The 20,016-nt window shown below is 37.2% G+C and carries 22 protein-coding genes and 1 pseudogene; 7 read left to right on the top strand and 16 right to left on the bottom strand.

Annotated features, from left to right (window positions below):
• Nucleotides 1–875 precede the first annotated feature (875 nt).
• On the bottom strand, nucleotides 876–1,082 hold the full coding sequence (locus AB1280_RS22175; protein WP_429757029.1) for a hypothetical protein: 207 nt from the start codon (nucleotides 1,080–1,082) through the stop codon (nucleotides 876–878).
• 28 nt (nucleotides 1,083–1,110) lie between these two features.
• Between AB1280_RS22175 and AB1280_RS22170 the strand changes: the two genes are divergently transcribed.
• Nucleotides 1,111–1,299, top strand: a complete 189-nt coding sequence (locus AB1280_RS22170) for a DUF4183 domain-containing protein (protein WP_429757028.1) — start codon at nucleotides 1,111–1,113, stop codon at nucleotides 1,297–1,299.
• A 37-nt stretch (nucleotides 1,300–1,336) separates the two neighbouring features.
• On the opposite strand, the gene AB1280_RS22165 is transcribed toward AB1280_RS22170, so the two are convergent.
• Complete coding sequence (locus AB1280_RS22165; RefSeq protein WP_272188507.1) at nucleotides 1,337–1,621, bottom strand: DUF4183 domain-containing protein; 285 nt, start codon at nucleotides 1,619–1,621, stop codon at nucleotides 1,337–1,339.
• A gap of 157 nt (nucleotides 1,622–1,778) precedes the next feature.
• The gene (gene trmB, locus AB1280_RS22160) at nucleotides 1,779–2,432 is read right to left on the bottom strand and encodes a tRNA (guanosine(46)-N7)-methyltransferase TrmB (RefSeq protein ID WP_429757027.1); all 654 of its coding nucleotides are present in this window, start codon (nucleotides 2,430–2,432) and stop codon (nucleotides 1,779–1,781) included.
• A gap of 197 nt (nucleotides 2,433–2,629) precedes the next feature.
• Between trmB and AB1280_RS22155 the strand changes: the two genes are divergently transcribed.
• Nucleotides 2,630–2,908, top strand: a complete 279-nt coding sequence (locus AB1280_RS22155; RefSeq protein ID WP_272188510.1) for a YtzH-like family protein — start codon at nucleotides 2,630–2,632, stop codon at nucleotides 2,906–2,908.
• Nucleotide 2,909: 1 nt separating this feature from the next.
• Here the strand turns inward: AB1280_RS22155 and AB1280_RS22150 are convergent, their stop codons facing one another.
• The 4 genes from AB1280_RS22150 to pepV form a co-directional block, all read right to left on the bottom strand.
• Nucleotides 2,910–3,707 carry a phosphotransferase family protein gene (locus tag AB1280_RS22150; protein ID WP_429757026.1) on the bottom strand — a complete coding sequence of 266 codons (798 nt, stop codon included), beginning with the start codon at nucleotides 3,705–3,707 and terminating at the stop codon, nucleotides 2,910–2,912.
• Between the two features lie 239 nt (nucleotides 3,708–3,946).
• Nucleotides 3,947–6,088, bottom strand: a complete 2,142-nt coding sequence (gene pulA / locus AB1280_RS22145; RefSeq protein WP_429757025.1) for a type I pullulanase — start codon at nucleotides 6,086–6,088, stop codon at nucleotides 3,947–3,949.
• A 67-nt stretch (nucleotides 6,089–6,155) separates the two neighbouring features.
• Nucleotides 6,156–6,710 carry an RNA 2',3'-cyclic phosphodiesterase gene (gene thpR, locus AB1280_RS22140; protein WP_429757024.1) on the bottom strand — a complete coding sequence of 185 codons (555 nt, stop codon included), beginning with the start codon at nucleotides 6,708–6,710 and terminating at the stop codon, nucleotides 6,156–6,158.
• A gap of 316 nt (nucleotides 6,711–7,026) precedes the next feature.
• Nucleotides 7,027–8,433 carry a dipeptidase PepV gene (pepV, locus tag AB1280_RS22135; RefSeq protein WP_429757023.1) on the bottom strand — a complete coding sequence of 469 codons (1,407 nt, stop codon included), beginning with the start codon at nucleotides 8,431–8,433 and terminating at the stop codon, nucleotides 7,027–7,029.
• Nucleotides 8,434–8,776: 343 nt separating this feature from the next.
• Here pepV and AB1280_RS22130 point away from each other — a divergent pair, with 343 nt between their 5' ends.
• Nucleotides 8,777–8,998 carry a DeoR family transcriptional regulator gene (locus AB1280_RS22130; RefSeq protein WP_090918771.1) on the top strand — a complete coding sequence of 74 codons (222 nt, stop codon included), beginning with the start codon at nucleotides 8,777–8,779 and terminating at the stop codon, nucleotides 8,996–8,998.
• A 191-nt stretch (nucleotides 8,999–9,189) separates the two neighbouring features.
• Here AB1280_RS22130 and AB1280_RS22125 read toward each other — a convergent pair whose 3' ends face one another.
• Complete coding sequence (locus AB1280_RS22125) at nucleotides 9,190–9,918, bottom strand: pseudouridine synthase (RefSeq protein WP_429757022.1); 729 nt, start codon at nucleotides 9,916–9,918, stop codon at nucleotides 9,190–9,192.
• 44 nt (nucleotides 9,919–9,962) lie between these two features.
• Nucleotides 9,963–11,612, bottom strand: a complete 1,650-nt coding sequence (locus AB1280_RS22120) for a putative polysaccharide biosynthesis protein (RefSeq protein ID WP_429757021.1) — start codon at nucleotides 11,610–11,612, stop codon at nucleotides 9,963–9,965.
• A gap of 153 nt (nucleotides 11,613–11,765) precedes the next feature.
• Here AB1280_RS22120 and AB1280_RS22115 point away from each other — a divergent pair, with 153 nt between their 5' ends.
• The 3 genes from AB1280_RS22115 to AB1280_RS22105 all read left to right on the top strand — a co-directional run bounded on the left by AB1280_RS22115 (nucleotide 11,766) and on the right by AB1280_RS22105 (nucleotide 14,779).
• Entirely contained in the window at nucleotides 11,766–13,031 is a 1,266-nt protein-coding gene (locus AB1280_RS22115) for an NAD(P)/FAD-dependent oxidoreductase (protein WP_429757020.1), read from the top strand.
• A gap of 70 nt (nucleotides 13,032–13,101) precedes the next feature.
• Nucleotides 13,102–14,550: an MDR family MFS transporter gene (locus AB1280_RS22110; protein ID WP_429757019.1), complete on the top strand. Its 1,449-nt coding sequence runs from the start codon at nucleotides 13,102–13,104 to the stop codon at nucleotides 14,548–14,550.
• Nucleotides 14,551–14,674: 124 nt separating this feature from the next.
• Entirely contained in the window at nucleotides 14,675–14,779 is a 105-nt protein-coding gene (locus tag AB1280_RS22105) for a DUF3973 domain-containing protein (RefSeq protein WP_272188521.1), read from the top strand.
• A 78-nt stretch (nucleotides 14,780–14,857) separates the two neighbouring features.
• Here AB1280_RS22105 and AB1280_RS22100 read toward each other — a convergent pair whose 3' ends face one another.
• Both AB1280_RS22100 and AB1280_RS22095 read right to left on the bottom strand, forming a co-directional pair.
• Nucleotides 14,858–15,040: a sporulation protein Cse60 gene (locus tag AB1280_RS22100; RefSeq protein ID WP_272188522.1), complete on the bottom strand. Its 183-nt coding sequence runs from the start codon at nucleotides 15,038–15,040 to the stop codon at nucleotides 14,858–14,860.
• A 1-nt stretch (nucleotide 15,041) separates the two neighbouring features.
• Nucleotides 15,042–15,278 carry a DUF2553 family protein gene (locus AB1280_RS22095; RefSeq protein ID WP_098915883.1) on the bottom strand — a complete coding sequence of 79 codons (237 nt, stop codon included), beginning with the start codon at nucleotides 15,276–15,278 and terminating at the stop codon, nucleotides 15,042–15,044.
• A 382-nt stretch (nucleotides 15,279–15,660) separates the two neighbouring features.
• Here AB1280_RS22095 and AB1280_RS22090 point away from each other — a divergent pair, with 382 nt between their 5' ends.
• On the top strand, nucleotides 15,661–17,328 hold the full coding sequence (locus AB1280_RS22090) for an LPXTG cell wall anchor domain-containing protein (RefSeq protein WP_429757018.1): 1,668 nt from the start codon (nucleotides 15,661–15,663) through the stop codon (nucleotides 17,326–17,328).
• 153 nt (nucleotides 17,329–17,481) lie between these two features.
• Here the strand turns inward: AB1280_RS22090 and AB1280_RS22085 are convergent, their stop codons facing one another.
• From AB1280_RS22085 to AB1280_RS22065, 5 genes and pseudogenes are all read right to left on the bottom strand, one after another.
• Complete coding sequence (locus tag AB1280_RS22085; RefSeq protein WP_429757017.1) at nucleotides 17,482–17,787, bottom strand: YjdJ family protein; 306 nt, start codon at nucleotides 17,785–17,787, stop codon at nucleotides 17,482–17,484.
• A gap of 100 nt (nucleotides 17,788–17,887) precedes the next feature.
• The gene (locus AB1280_RS22080) at nucleotides 17,888–18,091 is read right to left on the bottom strand and encodes a hypothetical protein (protein WP_429757016.1); all 204 of its coding nucleotides are present in this window, start codon (nucleotides 18,089–18,091) and stop codon (nucleotides 17,888–17,890) included.
• Nucleotides 18,092–18,268: 177 nt separating this feature from the next.
• Nucleotides 18,269–18,388 (bottom strand): annotated as a pseudogene (locus AB1280_RS22075) (DUF2935 domain-containing protein); the annotation flags it as partial.
• Nucleotides 18,382–19,221: a DUF2935 domain-containing protein gene (locus AB1280_RS22070; protein WP_429757015.1), complete on the bottom strand. Its 840-nt coding sequence runs from the start codon at nucleotides 19,219–19,221 to the stop codon at nucleotides 18,382–18,384. The gene AB1280_RS22070 and the pseudogene AB1280_RS22075, both read right to left, overlap by 7 nt.
• 399 nt (nucleotides 19,222–19,620) lie before the next feature.
• Entirely contained in the window at nucleotides 19,621–19,959 is a 339-nt protein-coding gene (locus tag AB1280_RS22065) for a YmaF family protein (RefSeq protein ID WP_272188724.1), read from the bottom strand.
• Nucleotides 19,960–20,016 lie beyond the last annotated feature (57 nt).

The following is a 20,016-nucleotide window of genomic DNA, read 5'->3' as shown; positions in this document are numbered from 1 at the left end:
AACATATATGTGATATTTATCCCGCATTAACGGACAGTAATATTCCCCCCTCAAAATTCGGTAAAAGCAAAGAAGTTAGGTGGGAGATAAACTGCCCGTAAAAGCCCGATTGGTTCAACTAATAATCAGTGGGGATGAAACCCCCACTGATTAAATTTTCACTTTATTTACTATAACCCAACTTCATAGATATATTAAATTGATAGAAGTGTTTTAGATCATTTTTTAAAATGTCGAATTTAAAAGAAAATTGTCTATTTTCCGTTGATTTCTTTTACTATACATGTTAAACTCTTATTAATAAAGAAAGAGTAGCGAAAAACCCTTAAGTTTATAAATTTTCTGAAAGTTTAGTTTTCGAAACCTTTTTAACTTTCATTGACATTCTTGTGCTGCTCCCGCTCTTTCTTTATCCTTGCAAGAAGTCGTCACAAAGCTAGGACTTTGGGGCGGCTTTTTTTATTTCCTTACATCCCTGCATTATTCTTTATTGTTCGTTGCTCAATAAAACTTTTTATCAACTTTAAGGAAAATAGTATTCCCGCACAAAAAGAACCGAGAGACATCGCTGCATATAGCATGCCCAAAGAACCAGAATGAAGTCCCATATCTCTCACTAAAAATGGAAATAAAATAGTAGCTCCATTTGCGCCAATATTTACAAAAAACATGGCCACTATAAGAATCAACAATATCTTTTGACCACTAATAAACTTCCTTCCTTAAAATTTTTATAAAACACATATTAAAGAACTACACCCAACGTACAGTCAAATGTCACATCTGTCCATATACTGGTAATAAGTTTATTCTGTTCGTAAAGAAAGGGGGACTCTTTTGGAATCATTTTCTTCTAGAAAAAACTGCAATCCTTATTATTTTCCTTGTGCGCTTCCCGTTCCGGATCCCGGACCTACTGGACCTACTGGATCTACTGGACCTACCGGGTCGACTGGACCGACTGGATCTACTGGACCCACCGGACCGACTGGACCCACCGGACCGACTGGACCTACCGGACCTACCTTCCAAGGACTAATTCCTGCCACAAATCTAATGTATTTTGCTGTTTCTGATGGCACGAGTCTTGTATACACAAATGCCGACGGTTTGCCTCAATACGGAACGACGCAGATTTTAGCACCAAGTCAAGTATCCTATATGAATTTATTTATTAATGGCGTTATTCAGTCGCAAAATTCTTATGCCGTACAAGCGGGAATGCTTACACTATTGGCTGATGAGGCACCACCAGCTGGTGTTATAATCACACTTCAGTTTATTTTAATCAATCAATAAAAAGCGGATTCCTTTAAAGGAATCCGCTTTTTATTGACTAGTTCACGACAAATTCAACACTAACAACAACCCCAGGATCCAAAGTATTTCCATCTGGAATTGTAATCGCTGCTGTGGTAACACTTGAGTTAACCACAGGTTGCAATTGTCCACTCACGTATAAATTGTAATACGCAAATGACGAAGGAAATGCTGTTGCAGCAGCTCCAGTGTCATCAGTACAAGCAGTTGCTAAAATATTAAACGTTGCTCCAGTTCCCGTTCCAGCACCGATTGTTGCATTATATCTTCTAGCAGCTAAAAAAGGTTTAATAATAGGCATTCCACCTCACCCCTTTCGTTTTTAAATCTAGTAGGACTTGTCCTACTCTATACATAGTATGTAAATATTTATTGGTAGGAACGGCAAGTTGCTTATTTTTCCTAGCTACTTACTATTAAAAATCGATTTCTTTACCAAAGATAAAAAAACCTGCGCATTATTGCGCAGGTTCTGTACGATATTTTGCTTCAACACGATAAATACGATTTCCCTTACTTGAGAATTTTTCTTCGTATTCCGTCATAATGTTTCCTTCGAAGTCACTTTTGTGAAGATCTAAACTAATAAAAGGCAGCAGCATGCCATATTCCGCCATACTTGTAAGAGAGTATTCGAACAAGGCTTGGTTATCTGTTTTGAAATGAATTTCTCCGCCTTTTACAAGTACTGTTTCATAGTTGCGTAAAAATGTTTTATACGTTAAACGACGCTTTTCATGGCGATTCTTTGGCCATGGATCAGAGAAGTTTAAATATACGCGATCAATTTCATTCTCCGCAAAGAATACAGTTAAATCTTCTGCATCTTTATTAATTAGTTTTAAGTTCGGCAGTGGTTCTTCAATTAATTTATCAAGTGCATCTACAATTACACTTGTGAATTTTTCAATTCCAATATAGTTTACGTTTGGATTTGCTTTTGCCATTTCGTACATGAAACGGCCGCGACCTGTTCCAACTTCAATGTGAATCGGATTGTCATTTCCAAATAGCTCTTTCCATTTTCCGTTATGCTCTTCCGGATTTCCAATTACAAACTGTGAATATTCTTTCGTTCGGTCCATTGCGTATGGTTTATGTCTTAAACGCATAGTTCTCTCCCTCTCTGCACTTCAAGATGTGTGTATCATATAAAAAACCAAGTACGTACGAGCACTCGGTCCGTTTCTTTCAAGTATAAAATTTATTATTTTGACGGAAACTACAAAGTGTATGAAATACAATTTCCATCAGCGGTTCGTTACGCTCGTTTCATTGTTACGATAACAACTGAAAAGGATGTGTCAAAATGCCACTTAATCATGAACATCAAATGGCAATCTTAAAAGACATCTTAGTCAATCATCAAAGTGATTGCTGTGGAACGGTTTCTGAATGTGAACAATTAGAACGTCTCATTCAATCATTACTCGTAAATGACAATGTGGGTAATGAGGTTAAATCGATGTTAAACGATGTATATTACTATAGTCAATCGGGTAAATATTCTCCTGATTTAGACGGCCATATTTCTGGTCATCAAGAACAACTGTCACAATGGATTACAGGAATGGATAGTTTTTCTTAACTTATTCTGAAGCGAGTAGTTGCATTAAATATTGCAGCCAATATTCTGCTTCTACTTGCTTATTTTTTTCCCTATACAATTGTACAAAAATCATACATTGCAGTGTAACATACCATTTCATGCGGCTTAGCAAAGAATCAGTCAGTTCTAATCCATAATGCTCAAGCCACTCACGCCATTCATCTCTTGGAACATACCAATGAAGTAGCATCCCAATATCAAGAGCTGGGTCTGCAATAACTGCTCCGTCCCAATCAATTAAAAACAATTCGTTATTATCTGTTACTAACCAATTGTTATGATTCACATCGCAATGACAAACAGCAAGATGTTCAAATTCTACATTCTGAAGGGACTTTTGTAAATACTGAAGTCCTTTTTGAATGACTTCATTTTGCTTTACATCCTCTCGCAAAGTGAGGAGCACTTCTTTTAATATATCTTGTGCATGCAAAGGCTGTTTCCCAAGCTTTTGAATCATATGCACTAACGCTCTAGAAGAATGAATTTTTTTCAGCAATACTGCCACTCGCTCAGAGTTCATATCTTCTGGTTCTAATTTTTGTCCTGGGAGCCACTTTTGTGCCGAAATCACATCACCATTTGTTAATCGCCTTGTCCAAAGTAACTTCGGAACAATTCCTTCTGCTGACAATACCGCAAGAAAGGGCGATGAATTGCGCTTTAAAAAAATTTTATTATGTTCGTTATGCGCAATGTAGGCATCTCCTGTCGCCCCTCCAGCCGGCATTACTTTCCATTCTTTTCCTAACAATTGTTCCAACCATTCCATGTTCATTACCCGTTAACAATTCCTTATCTTTTATAGTTATGAAAAGAAAAACCACAACATATCTAAACATATGCCCAAGGTTTCCATTCATTCTGCTTCAAATAGTAAGTAAATGTGAAAAAACAGACAAGCTGCTCACTCTTTTACCTTATTTTACAAAAATAATAATAGACTGGCAACTTAACTGAATAGCCACCTTGTTCAATTCTACATTTATTATATTCGCATCGTCAAGGGTCGATTCGTCACAATTTCGTCAATATATACGTGCTAATTGGAGCAATAGCAATTGTATCTCCCTCAAATGAAGAAATTGGATTTTCATTTGCCTCTCCCTCATTGGCAAGTATGTGCCATGTACCACCTTTAGGTAAGGAAACTGTTTGCTCCTCTGTCCCGTTATGAAATAACACAACAATTTCTTTCCACGTCCCAAATTGCTGCACATCTTGTAAATAATATGCAATGACAGAAGAAACTGTATCAAAAAAAGACATATGCTGCTTAATTAATTCAGAGGACGTAAAACGAAAGGCACCGTGTGATTTGCGAATACGAATGATTCCTTTTATATAAGAAACTGTTTCTTCTTCTCGCTCTTTTTGATCCCAATCCATTTGGTTGACACAATCCGGGGCATTATAACTATTTTCGTTTCCTTGCTTTGTACGATAAAATTCTTGACCGGCATGTATAAATGGAATACCTTGTGCTAATAATGTCATCGTTGTTGCAAGGCGATGGCGACGTTTTTGCATATGTTCCTCTTCTTTACTGCTTCCGATAATCTTATCCCACATCGTCATGTTATCATGACATTCTACATAATTAATGCTTTGCACAGGTTCTATAAATAAACTTCTCTGTTTTACATAAGGGATACTTCCTGTAAGCAAGTATTGGATATGCTCTTTATTTGTTGTCTCCCCAAGCGCATACCCTCGTTTTTGTACATCAAATGTACTTCCCTTAATCCCATCGCGAAATTGATCATTAAACTGAGCGATATATGGTAGTTTCGCTGCATTTTGTAATGTTGCTTTCTGATCCGAAGCAAGCGGTGTTTGTAAATCCCATCCTTCACCTAATAATATGACTTGTTCTTTTACTTCATTTACTTTCTGCCGAATTTCGTTCATTGTCGCAACATCTAAAATTCCCATTAAATCAAACCGGAAACCATCCACCTTATACTCTGTTAACCAATATAAAACAGAATCCACAATAAACTTCCGTACCATACTGCGTTCTGAGGCAATATCGTTTCCAACACCCGTCCCATTTGATGGCATTCCATTTTCGTCGTGCCGAAAATAATATCCAGGAACAAGCTTTTCAAAAGAAGACGTTTCTCTTTCATACACATGGTTATAAACAACATCGATAATGACGCGCAATCCATTTCGATGAAGTGCTTGAATCATTTGTTTACATTCAACAATGCGATTGTACGGATCAAACGAATTTGTCGCATAGCTACCATTCGGAACATTGTAAAACAATGGATTATATCCCCAGTTATACGTTGCAAATGGCTGCTCCTCATCGACTCCGGCATAATGATGAATCGGTAATAGTTCAAGATGTGTAACACCTAATTCCTTTATATAAGAAAGTCCTGTTAACGTCCCTCGTTCTCCTGTCGTTCCTTCTTCTGTTAGACCGAGATATTTCCCTTTATACGTTGCGCCGCTATGAGGATGAACTGTCATGTCACGAATATGCCCTTCATAAATAATAGCGTCCGTCATAGAAGTCATGAGAGGTAATGGTTCCTCATCTTGTACATATGTTTTCGCAAGGTTTACGACAATTCCGTACAGACCGTTTACAGACACTGATTTTGCATATGGATCAATCGCTTCTCGCCAGATTAAATTAATGCAAACAAGAAAGGTATACTTCGCACCGTCCCAATCGCCCGCTAACTCGTAACGCCAAACACCTTTTTCTTGTCCTTCCATTTCATAATCTTTATATACTTCCCCGGTTTCATAAATACGAACTTTTACTTTTGTAGCTGTTGGCGCCCACACCTTAAATACAGTTTGATTACTGGAATAAGAAGCACCTAAATCGCGCCCTTCATACATGTATAGCTCATCAAATTTCTCTGTCCGAATGACAGCACCCATCTGTAAGTCGGTTTCTGCCCCCTGTTCATCACGTATGATATAACAGTTATTCAATGTAATAGGTTCGCTCACTTTACATTCATATTTCGTTGCATATGGAAGAGAGGTGATACAATGAATTGAAAGCTCCCATTCATTTGTATCTTGTTTTAAGTGGAATTTGCTACTCGTCCCGTACGCATGCGGAAGTAAAATTGTAATTTTATCCATTTCATCTAAATATGCTTCAAACGTACGCTGTATGCTTAACATATGTATCCACACCCTCCCAAGAGACACTCCATTTTCTATAGTATATTCAAAAAATCAGAAAACGTTTTCAAGCTTGTGTGTTTTGTAAAGATATTTCATAAATCGCCTCATATTTTGGCACCCGTTCTACATGTGTTTCGTATAACGTTACTGTTTCCACTTCAAATATACGCGGTGGCAGGGTAGGAAGCTGATTTTTATCAAATGCTTCTTCTCCCTTCCATTTACGAGCTACGGTAATATGAGGATGATATGGGCGCGTTTCTAATTGAAAACCATTTTGCTCACATATCGTATACACCTGTTTTTGTAGATCAAACAAAGCACGTTCTTCTTTCACTCCTACCCAAAACACACGCGGCTGTTCTTTTACACCAAATGTATGACACCCTTGCAACGCAAGTGAAAAACGGGACATTTTATCCAGTTGCTGCAAGTCTAATTTTAGCTTTTCAAGTTGTCTTTCCTCCGCACTTCCTAAAAACGAAAGTGTAATATGATAATCCTCTTTATGTACCCAAGAACGAAACGGTGTCGTTTCTTCTATTATTTCTTTCCACTCTGCTAGTGTGTTCTTTATTTCATTTGATAATTTCACCGCAATAAAATAATGTCTCGCCATCTTTTCTCTCTCCTCTTTCTAACACATACGATATATCTATTATTCGTGTGAAGCTAATTCTCCATACATATGAAAGAAACCGCTCTCCTTATCAAGAGCGGTTCATCCATTGTTTACTTCACTAGTGAGAGTTCGATTGTTCAATACATAAATCGCCTATACGGAAAATAAAAAGTGACTTACACTCGTTTTCTCTCTTTATTTTCGCACGGCACATGGCAGAAATAGACCCTGACCGCTTCTATGCACCGCCAGTCCCTCTCGCCCACTTTAAAAAAGAAAGGTTCTATGTTTTTCAATTTATATTTCCATGCTACTACTTCGCTAGTTCATAAATCGCATGTGCATAAATCGCTGTTGCTTTCAATAAATCTTCAATTTCAATATACTCATCTTTTTGATGCGCTAATTCTTCTTTCCCTGGGAATAGCGGACCGAACGCAACCCCAGCTTCCAATGAACGTGCATATGTACCGCCGCCAATTGCTAATAACTCGGCTTTTTCTCCTGTTTGTTCTTCATACACACGCTGAAGTGTACGAATTAATACATGATCTTTATCAACGTGATGCGGACGAGAGTCTGACACATTTGTGATAGCAAAGTCTTTTGCACTCACATAATTCGTTAATGTTTGCAGCGTTTCTTCTAAGTTTGTTGTGACTGGATAACGAATATTCAATCCAAGTTTACCACCTTCTTCTTTTGTATAAGAAAGAAGACCAACGTTTACTGTTAATGGACCTGTAATCTCATCTGCATACGCAATGCCAGCTTTTTCTCCAAGCGTATCATTTGTAAATGTTTCTGCAGCTAGGCTAGCAAACGCTGCGCCTTGTTCATCTAAAGAGATTGTTGTTAAAAGGTTCACAAGTGTTAATCCTGCATTCTCTCCTTGCTCTGGCGTAGAACCATGTGCCGAAATCCCTTCTACTTGCAGTGTAACCGTACTTCCTTCCACAATCGCTTTCCCGTTTTTCTTTGCTTCTTGTATATATTGTTCATACTGACTTGCAAGTTCTGCTGCTTTTTCGCTCGTTAGGACAGCTTCTGCAAAATCAGGAACCATATTTAGTCGGCGCCCTGATGTGAAAGATACTAATACATTTTTTCCTGCTACATGTTCTTTTTTATTTTGGACAACATATAAATCGCAAATTCCTTTTTCCGCATTAATAATTGGAAAATCTGCATCAGGAGCAAAGCCCATCGTCGGCATTTCTTCGTGTTTAAAATAATGGTCAACGCACTTCCAATTACTTTCTTCATCTGTTCCTAAAATCATGCGAACACGTTTAGAAAGCGGCAATCCTAATTCTTTTACAATTTTCATCGCATAGTAAGCCGCCATTGTTGGGCCTTTATCATCAATCGCACCGCGTGCAAAGATTTTACCGTCACGAATATCAGCGCTATATGCAGGCGTTGTCCAGCCGTCTCCTTCTGGTACAACATCAACGTGACATAAAATACCAACAATTTCTTCTCCTTGTCCCATTTCTAAATGCCCTGCATATCCCTCTAAATTTTTAGAAAGAAATCCGTCAGTCTCTCCCTTATCTAACATAAAAGATAATGCTTTTGCTACACCTTCTCCAAACGGTGCACCTTCTTTTGCCGTTTCTTCTTCCCATACACTTTTAATTTGTAAAAATTGCTGTACATCATGGATCAGAGTATCTTTTCGTTTCTCTACTTCTTGCGTCCAATTTATACTTGTCATACTTTCACCTTCTTCTCTATTCTCTTTTTCATCATAGCAAACGATCTCTTTTTATGCTAGCAAGCTTAAGTCTAATGACGAACGATTTTAATATTTCAGATAACTAGAATTGGTTTTTTCTTATTTTTTTATTTTTTTTGCAGGAATTTGACGTTTTACGTAGAAATTTATGAGATAATTGATAAAGAGAAACAAAATATCAAAAACTTTCTTTCCTATCTCATATTAAAATTTTGTAAAATTTGAGCAAGTTAGAGCATGTTTTTTTTCATCTGGAGTACAATGAAAATAACGACCTTCTTTCCTGAATAGGTCAAAAAACTTGTAGAGGAGTGGTTTTTTGATAAAACCTACAACTACTCGTATGCTAACACGCATTAAATCAATCTATATTTACATTAATGAGAAAGGCACCGTAACGACGCAAGACCTTGTAGATGAGTTTGGGATCACACCGCGAACGATACAGCGCGATCTAAATGTGTTGCAATTTAATGAGCTCGTGTATAGCCCTTGCCGCGGCAAGTGGACAACAACAGGAAAGAAAGTGAGAATGACCTCGTAATAAGTATGACTTGATTTATTATATACATACCCCCATTCTTAATAAAAAGAATGGGGGTCTTTTTGACTATGATATAAATCAATGCTAACTAAAACAAAAAGTAACCTCCGCACGTGGCAAAAAAAGGCCCTGACCGCTTCTACACAGCGCCAGAACCTCTCGTCCATCCAAAAAAGGAAGGGTTTTTTAACTTATATTTCCATTTGAATGTTTGAGGACTTCAACATCTCTACTTCTTCGTCTGTTAATTCACGGTACTGTCCAAGCTCTAATTCCTCATCTAATACTAAAGGACCCATCTCTGTGCGCTTTAAGTACACAACCTTTTTTCCTACCGCTTCAAACATGCGCTTTACTTGATGAAACTTACCTTCTGTAATAACAAGTTCAATTTCAGACACGTCATCGCTTTGTAGAATTGTCAGCTCACCTGGCTTTGTTTCATATCCATCATCTAAAATAACACCTTTTTTGAACGCCACAACATCTTCTTCTGTCACTTTCCCAGCTACTCTCGCAAAGTATTTTTTCGGGACGTGCTTTTTCGGAGAAAGAAGTTGATGCGCTAACTTTCCATCATTCGTCAATAAGAGAAAACCTTCTGTATCGATATCAAGTCTTCCAACTGGGAACGGATCAAAGATCGCATCTTCCATTTCTAATAAATCAATAACTGTTTCATGATTGTCATCTTCTGTTGCAGAAATGACACCTTGTGGCTTATGCATCATTAAGTATACAAATTCTTTATACTCTACTACTTCACCGTGAATCGTAACCTCTTGTTCTTCTATGTTCACATGATATTTTGCATCTTTCACTGATACGCCATCTATTTTTACAATGCCGTCTTTTAATAGTTTTTTCACTTCTTTTCGGCTACCATAGCCCATGTTTGCTAATAATTTATCTAATCTCATCGTTTCACCTGCTTTGTATAATTAGAAAAAGAGAGGCGCACTATTTACGCCCCTTTCGTTTTGATTTTCAACCTACCACCAAGTTTACGCTGAATCTTTTCTAAAAATTCATCGCCAAATACTCGCCCTATTACGCCTGTACGGAATGCTAAATAGCCGTACACAGCTGCTCCTCCGATTGCACAAATGAAAGTTGTAACTAACGCCGCAAAACGGCTTGTCTCATATGGAAGCATAAAGGAAAGAACCCATAATAACACCTTAACAACCACGACCATCACAGCTGTTAATACTGCAATTTGAAACGTTCGTTTATACACAAGTACAAATGAAAAGTGGGCATATTTTCGAATTTGTTTATTTGTATACCAAATGGATACAGCGAATCCTACCCCTGTCGCTACGACTGCACCGATTGTTCCAAAATAACGAATGAATACCACGTTACATAAGAATTTTAAAATAACGCCCATACCAAGTGCAATGACCGCATGCTTTTGCTGGTTAATCCCTTGTAAAATAGCTGCTGTTACTGTAAATAATGCGAATAATAACGCGACTGGAGCATACCACATTAATACTTTTCCGCCGAGCGGATCAGCTTCATAAAATGCGGTATAAATTGGGTACGCTAAAGTGGAAATTCCAATGACAGCTGGTAATGTTAAAAACATATTCACTTGATACGTTTGTGTAATTTGCTGCTTTAAATAACGGGACTGTCCTTCTGTAAACGATTTTGTAATCGCGGGTACGAGCGTTAAGCTATACGCCGTTGCAAGCGATACTGGAATCATAATTAACTTATGTGTCCACATTGTAAAGATACCAAAGGCACGTTTTGCAATATCCCCTTGTCCAATCGCTTGCATAATAGAGTTAAACGTTAACGTGTCAATTTGCTGATAAAGCGGAATCGTTAACCCAATCACAACATAAGGAATCGCATAAGCAAACAGTTCTTTATATAGGTCAAATGTTCGAACCGTTGATTCAGGTACGGTTTGGTTAATTATGTATTGATCTAAATGATGCTTTCGCTTCCTCCAATACCAAATAAGGACAGCCAATGCTCCAACAGCGGAAACAAACGCTGCAAATGTCGCAACACCAATTGCTGTTGCGACCGAACCTTTTATTACTTTTATAACGACAAAACTACCTGCAAGTAAAAATACTATACGAATAATTTGTTCAATAATTTGTGAAACAGTCGTTGGCCCCATTGATTGGAACCCTTGAAAATAACCGCGAATTAAGCTCGCCGCTGGCACAACAAGAAGTGCAAAGCTAACGAGGCGAATGATCATTGTTACATCTTCTAAATCCTTTTGTAAATATTGTTTTCCAAGCGTCACCTCTGCAAATAACGGTGCTGTCATATACAAGACGAAAAAGAAAAATATTCCGCTTATGATCATCATAACCATACCGGATTTAAACATTCGTTGGCTCGTCTTATAATCTCCAAGCGCATTGTATTTCGAAACAAACTTCGCAACTGCAAGCGGTACCCCCGCCGTTGCGATACTTAAGAAGATTGTATATGGAACATATCCATAGTTATATAGCGTCCCGCCTTCTGTGCCAACTAACGCATGAAACGGAAAAACATAAATCATGCCGAGGAACTTCACTAAAAATGTCCCAAGCGTCACAATAAGCGTTCCGCGTAAAAATTTTGAATCGGACATAAAAAAATCCTCCTACATTATTCCAAACGCTGAACTCCAACTTTTGTATTGTACCACACTTTCTCCTCTAAACAGTATATCCCTTCATTTTTCTTTTCTATGAAAACATGATATTCTTGAATGCAGCAAAACAAGAAAATGAGGTCGATTTATATGCATTATGATGTAATTGTCATTGGTGGAGGTCCTTCTGGATTAATGGCAGCGATAGGTGCTGCTGAAGAAGGCGCACGCGTCTTACTTCTTGATAAAGGTGACAAATTAGGAAGAAAGCTTGCTATTTCTGGCGGCGGACGCTGCAATGTAACGAACCGCCTTCCGCTTGATGAAATTGTGAAACACATTCCTGGAAATGGTCGTTTCTTATACAGTGCCTTTTCTATTTTTAATAATGAAGATATTATTCAGTTTTTCGAAAAGCTTGGCGTCAAATTAAAAGAAGAAGATCATGGTCGTATGTTCCCTGTATCAAATAAGGCACAGTCCGTTGTAGATGCTTTATTAACACGTTTAAAAGAGCTTCGCGTTACCATTCGGACAAATCTCCCTGTTAAAACTGTAGAGTATGAAAATGGACAAACCAAAGCGGTTGTCCTACAAAATGGTGAAGTGCTGGAAACAAATCATGTCGTGATTGCAGTTGGCGGAAAATCTGTACCGCATACAGGCTCTACTGGGGATGGATATGCTTGGGCAGAAAAGGCAGGGCATACAATTACTGAACTCTTCCCAACAGAAGTACCACTCCTTTCGAATGAACCATTTATTCGCGACCGTACATTACAAGGCTTAGCACTTCGTGATGTAGAACTAAGCGTATTAAATCCAAAAGGAAAAGCGGTTATCTCTCATAAAATGGATATGCTCTTTACCCACTTCGGTGTGTCTGGGCCAGCTGCTCTGCGCTGTAGTCAGTTTGCCCTGAAAACGATGAAAAAGTTCAAAACAAACAACGTAACAATGAGCATTGATGCGTTGCCAGAAGAACATGGCGAACAGCTTTTCCAGGGCATGATGAAGCAAATAAAAGAAGAGCCGAAAAAAGCAATAAAGAATGTACTGAAAGGCTATGTGCCTGAGCGTTATTTCTTATTTTTGTTAGAGAAAAATGAAATTGACGGTAGTCAGCAATGTGGACAAATTTCTCACGAAAAAATTCGCGCTCTTGCTTCAGATTTCAAAGGTTTTACCTTTACCGCAAATGGAACGCAGCCTCTTGAAAAGGCATTCGTAACAGGCGGCGGTGTGTCGGTGAAAGAAATTAATCCGAAAGAAATGTCATCAAAGCTTATGAACGGCTTATATTTCTGCGGAGAAATCCTTGATATTCACGGCTATACAGGCGGGTATAATATTACCTCAGCATTCGTTACAGGCCGAATTGCTGGAATGACTGCTGGTCAAAATGCTACCATATAGTAATAAAAAAGGAGCCTAATTACAGACTCCTTTTCATTTGTAATTGTAAAAAAGCAAAAGGGGAAAACAGATGAGAAAAAAAGTAATGATATCTTTAATGTTAATGACGTTTCTTTCCGCTGTTGAAGGGACGATTGTTAGCACAGCGGTGCCTCGTATCACAAGTGAACTTTCAGGAGTAGGACTTGTAAGCTGGGTATATGCAATTTATATGTTAGCAACCGCAGTAACAACTCCGATTTACGGGAAGCTAGCAGATTTATTTGGACGTAAAAAAGTATTATTAATTGGGGCTGCCATCTTTTTAATCGGCTCTACATTATGCGGCGTTGCAACATCAATGGAGCAGTTAATTCTGTTCCGCGCCCTGCAAGGAGTAGGAGCAGGTGCTGTTATGCCAATTACAATGACTATTATCGGTGACTTATATAGCGAAGCAAAAGATCGAGCAAAAGCCCAAGGTTGGTTGAGCGCTGTTTGGGGTGTATCTGGTGTTGTCGGGCCGCTAGTTGGCGGTTTTTTAGTCGATTCACTATCTTGGCGTTATATCTTTTTCTTAAACATTCCATTTGGAATCTTCGCTTGCGCGATGATTGCAATTTCTTATAAGGAATCCATCAAACCAGCAAAACATCATATCGATTATCCAGGTGCAATTGTCTTCTCACTTAGTACGATCGCCTTACTTTATGCACTACTAACAGGAAGTCAGCATCAAAACTGGGGCGATATTACAATTATCAGCCTGCTAGTATTTGCCGGTTTCGCATTTATTCTTTTCTTACTTGTAGAAAAAAAATCACCAGAACCATTAATTCCATTAGAGCTATTCGCTAACCGAACTGTATCTATTATAAACGTATTAACGTTAATTGCTGGTGCGATGATTATTAGTATTACAATGTACCTTCCGATTTGGACACAAGGGGTATTAGGAAAAAATGCAACGGAAGCTGGTATGATTCTGATGCCAATTCCTGTATTATGGACAGTTGGTGCAATGATGTCTGGTAACTTAGTTGGCCGTTTACAAACAAAACAAATTATCGTACTTGGCGGCAGCATTTTATCCGCTGCAACGTTCTTATTATTTATGCTATCTACTCACTCACATCCAGCTCTTATTTACATTGCAATGGGGATGTTCGGCATGGGAATGGGACTTATGACACCAATCTTTATGGTCACAATTCAAGCTTCTGTCCCTGCAAATAAACGCGGAACAGCAGTCGGTTTAAATACATTTATTAATACATTTAGTCAAACGCTAGGTGCAGCAGTATTTGGAACCATTTTCAATACAGTCATCCACAGCGCAGGAGACGGAAATGTAAATTTAGTAACTTCAGAACATGGAAGTACTGCAGCGCGTTCGCAAGAAGTACTCGCTTCTAGTGTTCATATTATCTTTAGCGGCACATTTATATTAGCCGTTATCAGTTTAGTTATTGCATGGGTATGCTTACAATCCAAACAACAAGAAACAGTTGCACCGCAGCAAAAAGGCACTGCACTGTAGAAAAAAGTGTTGAGAAATTCTCAACACTTTTTTCATGTGACAAGCACTTCTCTCAATATTCCCTCATACACTGCTCACATAAGAAACTTAATTCAAACTCACAAAAATAAAAGAGATAGGTGAAATGTACTATTGCATCACATGTTCTGAAATTCATTATGAAAGAAGTGCAACAGACAAAGTTTTCGAAAATGGTTTTTATCCCGCATTAACGGGCAGTAAAGGCTAGAGAAGAGCAGGGAAGAAAACTACCCACTAATAGCGAGATAAATACAAAAAAGACGACGCGAAGTCGTCTTTTTTGTATTTAAGACCGATATACAACCATCGCAGAGAAACAATAAATCTGACTCTCTTCATCATTGTTCGAAACCGATACTTGGTACTTAATATCTATAATTTGTTCTTCGTCCATTTTTTTCAAAAAGACATTGATTGCCTCTTCTAAATCCTTTTCATGACTTTCATCAAAGATCTTCACGCGAATCACATTAACACCATCCTAAGTCACAACCTTCTACTGCTGGACTGTTATCTCGGCGCGTATCAATGATGCGATAAAACTTACCATCTTCATATAAGTAACCATCTTCTAATATATACTGCTTTTCTTCAGTATAGACATAAAACTTACCAATCATAAATTTATTAGAGTATAATTCCAAATAATCTGTCTTAAATTTCGCCACTACCTTATCGGTAATATCAATTTTAATTGTACGGCTCATCTCCCACCCCTCCTTTCGAAAAAGAACGGATTGGTTTATTGTATTAGGGATTTTTTATTTTATGAATGAAAATTAAGGGGATATGCTGTGAAAAAAGGGAGACGTGCCGTGGAATTCCAATTTCATTAGCGAGCTTACCGCTTTAGTCACCGGAGCGCAACCCTTCTGTATTCATAAGTACCCTGTCTTTTCAAAGTGATATCCACACTTAGCAATATACATCTAAAACTAGTAACTACAATTAAGGTTGGTATAGAGTAAAATTTCGCTACATATACAGAAAAATCTACAAAAAATGTAATTATATTGATTAATATTGTAATTTTTGGTATAAATTTCTTGTAGAGTTTTAAAAAAATTCAAAATTCAGAGGTGGTTTCTAGTGAAGAAAAAATACGCTTTACCAGCAGTCGCAGCTACATCCTTATTACTGCAACCTATGAGTACGTTTGCTCAAACGAACGAAACAAAGACTGTTACTTCAGAAGAAAAAAAAGAAAATGTAACTCAGAAAGAACTTGAATCAAAACAAACGAATGCTTCTGAAACTGTGCAAAAGCAAGAATCCAAGTCCGAACAACAACAGCAAACTGAACAAACAAAACCTGTACAAGAACAAAAGTCAACTGAACAAACGAAACCTGTACAAGAAAAAAGCAAACCAGCCGCTCCACCTTCTCAAGAGAATAAACCAACACCTCAGCAAACGGCACCTACAAAAGAAGAAAAATTAAAAGAGGAAACAAACCAGCAAGCACAAACAAAACAAACAATTTCAGAACTATTCCCTGACGCAACCATTGCCAGTGCAATTGCTAGTGAGCTTGGAAAGAAAATTGATGATAAAGTAACAGAAGAAGAATTACAGCAAGTAACAGCGCTTGACATTACGAATGAGGGAACATTCACTTCCTTACAAGGATTTCACTTATTACCAAATTTAGAAGAGCTCAATTTGGATGCAAATAAAAAGGTAAACGAGGCATTACCTAAATCGTCTCTTTCTATTGATCTATCAAACAATAAGAAACTGAAGCACTTAGCTATAAGCAACTTAGGAATCAATGCCCTTTCATTACCTGAAAATAAAGATTTACAATTATTGCATTTAGAAAACAATCAAATTGCTATATTAGATGTATCTAACCAAACGAAATTAACTGCTCTGTCAGCTGTACATAATGGTATAAAAGAATTACGTTTACCAAAAGAATCGAAACTAGACACACTTGATGTATCTAACAACAATCTAACAAATTTGAATTTAGAAAATCAAGTTGCATTGCACACTCTCCTTGCAGAACACAATGCACTTTCTTCTATACAGTTCAATCCAAACGTAATACTTCACAATATCCAATTAAATAACAATGCACTGAATGATTTGCCTAGCTTAAACACATCCAAACTTTCTTATTTAAATATCGTAGAAAATAAATTTGATTTAAAAAATGGACCATTTGCGAAAAAGCATCTTGAATTGTTACAGCAAGATTTTAAGCCTGATAATGGACAAGAGGCTTTTGGTTATTATTTTGATTATCAATTCTCCACTCACAGTGATCGTCCAGATGCACCAGTTGTCCTTGCTAATATGAACAACAAGAAGATTTTAGGCGTAACTCAACATATGGAATACTCTCTTGATGAAGGAAAAACATGGCATGATTTCATAATTAATGGACAGCTTTCAGTCGAAGAAGGTAAAAAAGCTCTCATTCGATACAAAAAGACTGATAAATGGTTAGAGAGTGAATCAACAAAACTAGTATTCTCACAAACAGATAATACAAACAATGGAAATGGGAATAACAATAATAACGGAAATTCCAACAACGGCAATAACAACTCTAATAACAATGGAAATGGGAATAACAATAATAATTCTAATAACAGTAACACAAATGGAACAGGTCAAGTTAACAACTCAACGAAATCCCAATCACTTCCACAAACAGGTTCTGCTGTTGAAACAACTGGAATCACTGGAGCGCTTGCACTCCTTGGAGCTTGGTTCTTGCGAAGAAAGGCACAGCGAGAAGGACAATAACAGAAATAAAAAAAGAAATCAGATTATATCCTTTTATGAGGATAAATTTGATTTCTTTTTACTTCACAAACATTATGAAAAAGTAGGAATGAAATGTGTGAAACGCTCATTTGTTTTCGAAAAAAAGCAGATTATCAGTATACATAACTACTTCTAAACTTTATAAATGCCTCTTTTCTTCAAAATAAGATACATACTTAAAAACAATATATACCCAAAACTCGCAACCATAATTAGTACTGGCACCGGATAAAATTTAGCTGCATATACAAAAAAATCGATTTGCAAAATGTCGTCATAATTTGAAACTGGCCCTTTAAAATAATTCGTAAACTTAGCGGAATATTTCCATTCAAATGAATCCTCGATTAGATTACTTCCTTCGTACCAACTAATAAGAGCGGAAACGCTGAAGAAGATAATTGCTATCCCGAATTGAACGATGTACCTTGCTTTCATACACTATTCTCCTTTTTATTTTATAAACAAAACAAAGCGCCTCCAAGTTTATACTCGGTAGGCACTCTCCTGTACATGTATCGTTTTAAACGATCATATGTCATACATTGTTATCTCTCTGCTTTTTATAGAAGCGATTTGAATCCTCGATCATAATCCCTCCAACAATTATCATGATTCCCGCAAATATTTTGATACACAATCTATATACATATTCTAAATCTTGAAAATAAAGTGTTGTGACCATGTAAATAACAGCACCAGCTACTGCAAGAATTAAACCTTTATATTTCTGAAAGAACATGTAAATCCACCTTTACTATGTATATACAATTGACATAAAAGCCAACGCAAATCTTGCAATTGATATGTCAAAAAACAAAAATCCAAAATAATACATAACATCCAATATATTCATAATAAAGGTTTGTAGAGTATAATTCAATATCCATATTAAAACTAGAGAATCCTAGCTATATGATTACTGTCCGAATTGCTCCATTTGTTTTAGTTTTAATCGCTGTTCTAAAGCGTGAATCATAAAGAGGAAATGCTTCGCTTCTCTTACAACGTGATCCGCTAGTAAAGGATTAATTACATTCTAGATTGTGATTTAACGCTTGTAAGATGCGCATCAAACATATCAATTATTTCAAGGAATCTATCAGCTTCACGGAAAACATGGTCTGCTAATAGTGGGTGAATGATACTCTTTATTTTACATTGCTCGATTAAATCACGTGCCGTTTTCTTAAAGTCCCGAAGAGATGTGACTGACACACGATTTTGATCCAGAAATTGATCTAAAAGAGGCACTGTTTGAGATTGTGGTTTCATAGATTCTAAGTCAATTGCTTGATACATCAATTCATCAAAATCATTACTGAAATTCCGGGCCATATCTACAAGCTTTCTTTCCGATGGATCAAGAAGATGACCAATAAATTTAGCATGGTCTGCCATAATCCTTAAAAAGAAAACATTTTCTTTAATAATGGCATCAGGAAGAGCATTCAATTTACCCTCATTTAATTCAATTAAACGATTTCTAAAATAATCAGCTTCCCTACTTGTATGATCAACTAACAGTGGAAAATTATTTTGCCCTGGCAATTTACATGTGAGAATTAATCCTAGAATTTTTCGTTTAAATCCGAAAATATTAGTTGCAGCTTGTTGTACTTCTGAATTAAATCTTTTTATTTGCTCAGGATCTGTTTGGTTTGTATAGGAATGCGCAATTTGTTCGATATGTTCAAACAATCGGTAAAATTGATTAGCCTCTTGGATTAGTTGAGTATCCTCACATCTAAACCCCAATCGAAGAAATAAAGAATGCTCTTTCATGATTCTAGACCAAAAACGAATTTCATTTAATGATCGTTCAACAAACGCTCCAGATGTAACACCCGTATCAGGATGTAATCTATCCATTCTCAATCCCTCCAGTAAATACTATGCTAGTTCTATTCCTATGAATAGATATATGTAAAAATACCAGCAATAAAAGTTCAGTCTGGCTATAAAAATAATCTTATTCTTTCTATTCATCACAACATAAATAATAATAATTCTAATTTATTTACCAAACAGACGACTCCAACGTGATTTCTTCTGTCCTGAAGCTACTATTAGGCGCTGGCGCTTTAATTATTAAGAACAAAAACAAGCTGCCATTTAACATAACTTGATCCCTCTAATCGTGGGCAGTAAAACCCCACCTCAAGATGCAGAGAAAAGCAAAGAAGATAAGTGGGGGATAACTGCTGGCATGCGCCCGATTGGTTCAACTGACCATTCGGAGAAAAGGCATCTCCGAACGGAAGTTTCACTTTATTTATCACCCGGGGCAGGCTGATCCACTCCCTTAACATGGTGTTTATGCCCATTATTTTCCGTCGTATAAAAATCGTAATAATGAACATGCATTCCGTTTCCAACTGGAATTGCTGGTCCTGAATACGCCTTGTAATAGTGTGTATGTCCATCTTCGAACAATACATATCCTTCTGTATAATGTATATGCCCGCCCTCTTGTGTCTTAATGGGGGGAGATGTTACATCTAGGCATTGATGTACATGCCCGCCCACAACAGATGTATAATCCACTGACCCATGGTTATGATGTGGCACAAAACCAGAAACAAAATCATCTTTTCCCACCCTGTTCACTCTATCCATTCTCTTCATTCCCCTTATGCATAAAGATAAACTCTATAAACTAGTATG

Source organism: Bacillus sp. S10(2024) (assembly GCF_050473865.1).
Taxonomy (GTDB): Bacteria; Bacillota; Bacilli; order Bacillales; family Bacillaceae_G; genus Bacillus_A.
Note: the sequence above shows the minus strand (reverse complement) of the source record. Positions and strands in the feature narration are given on the sequence as shown.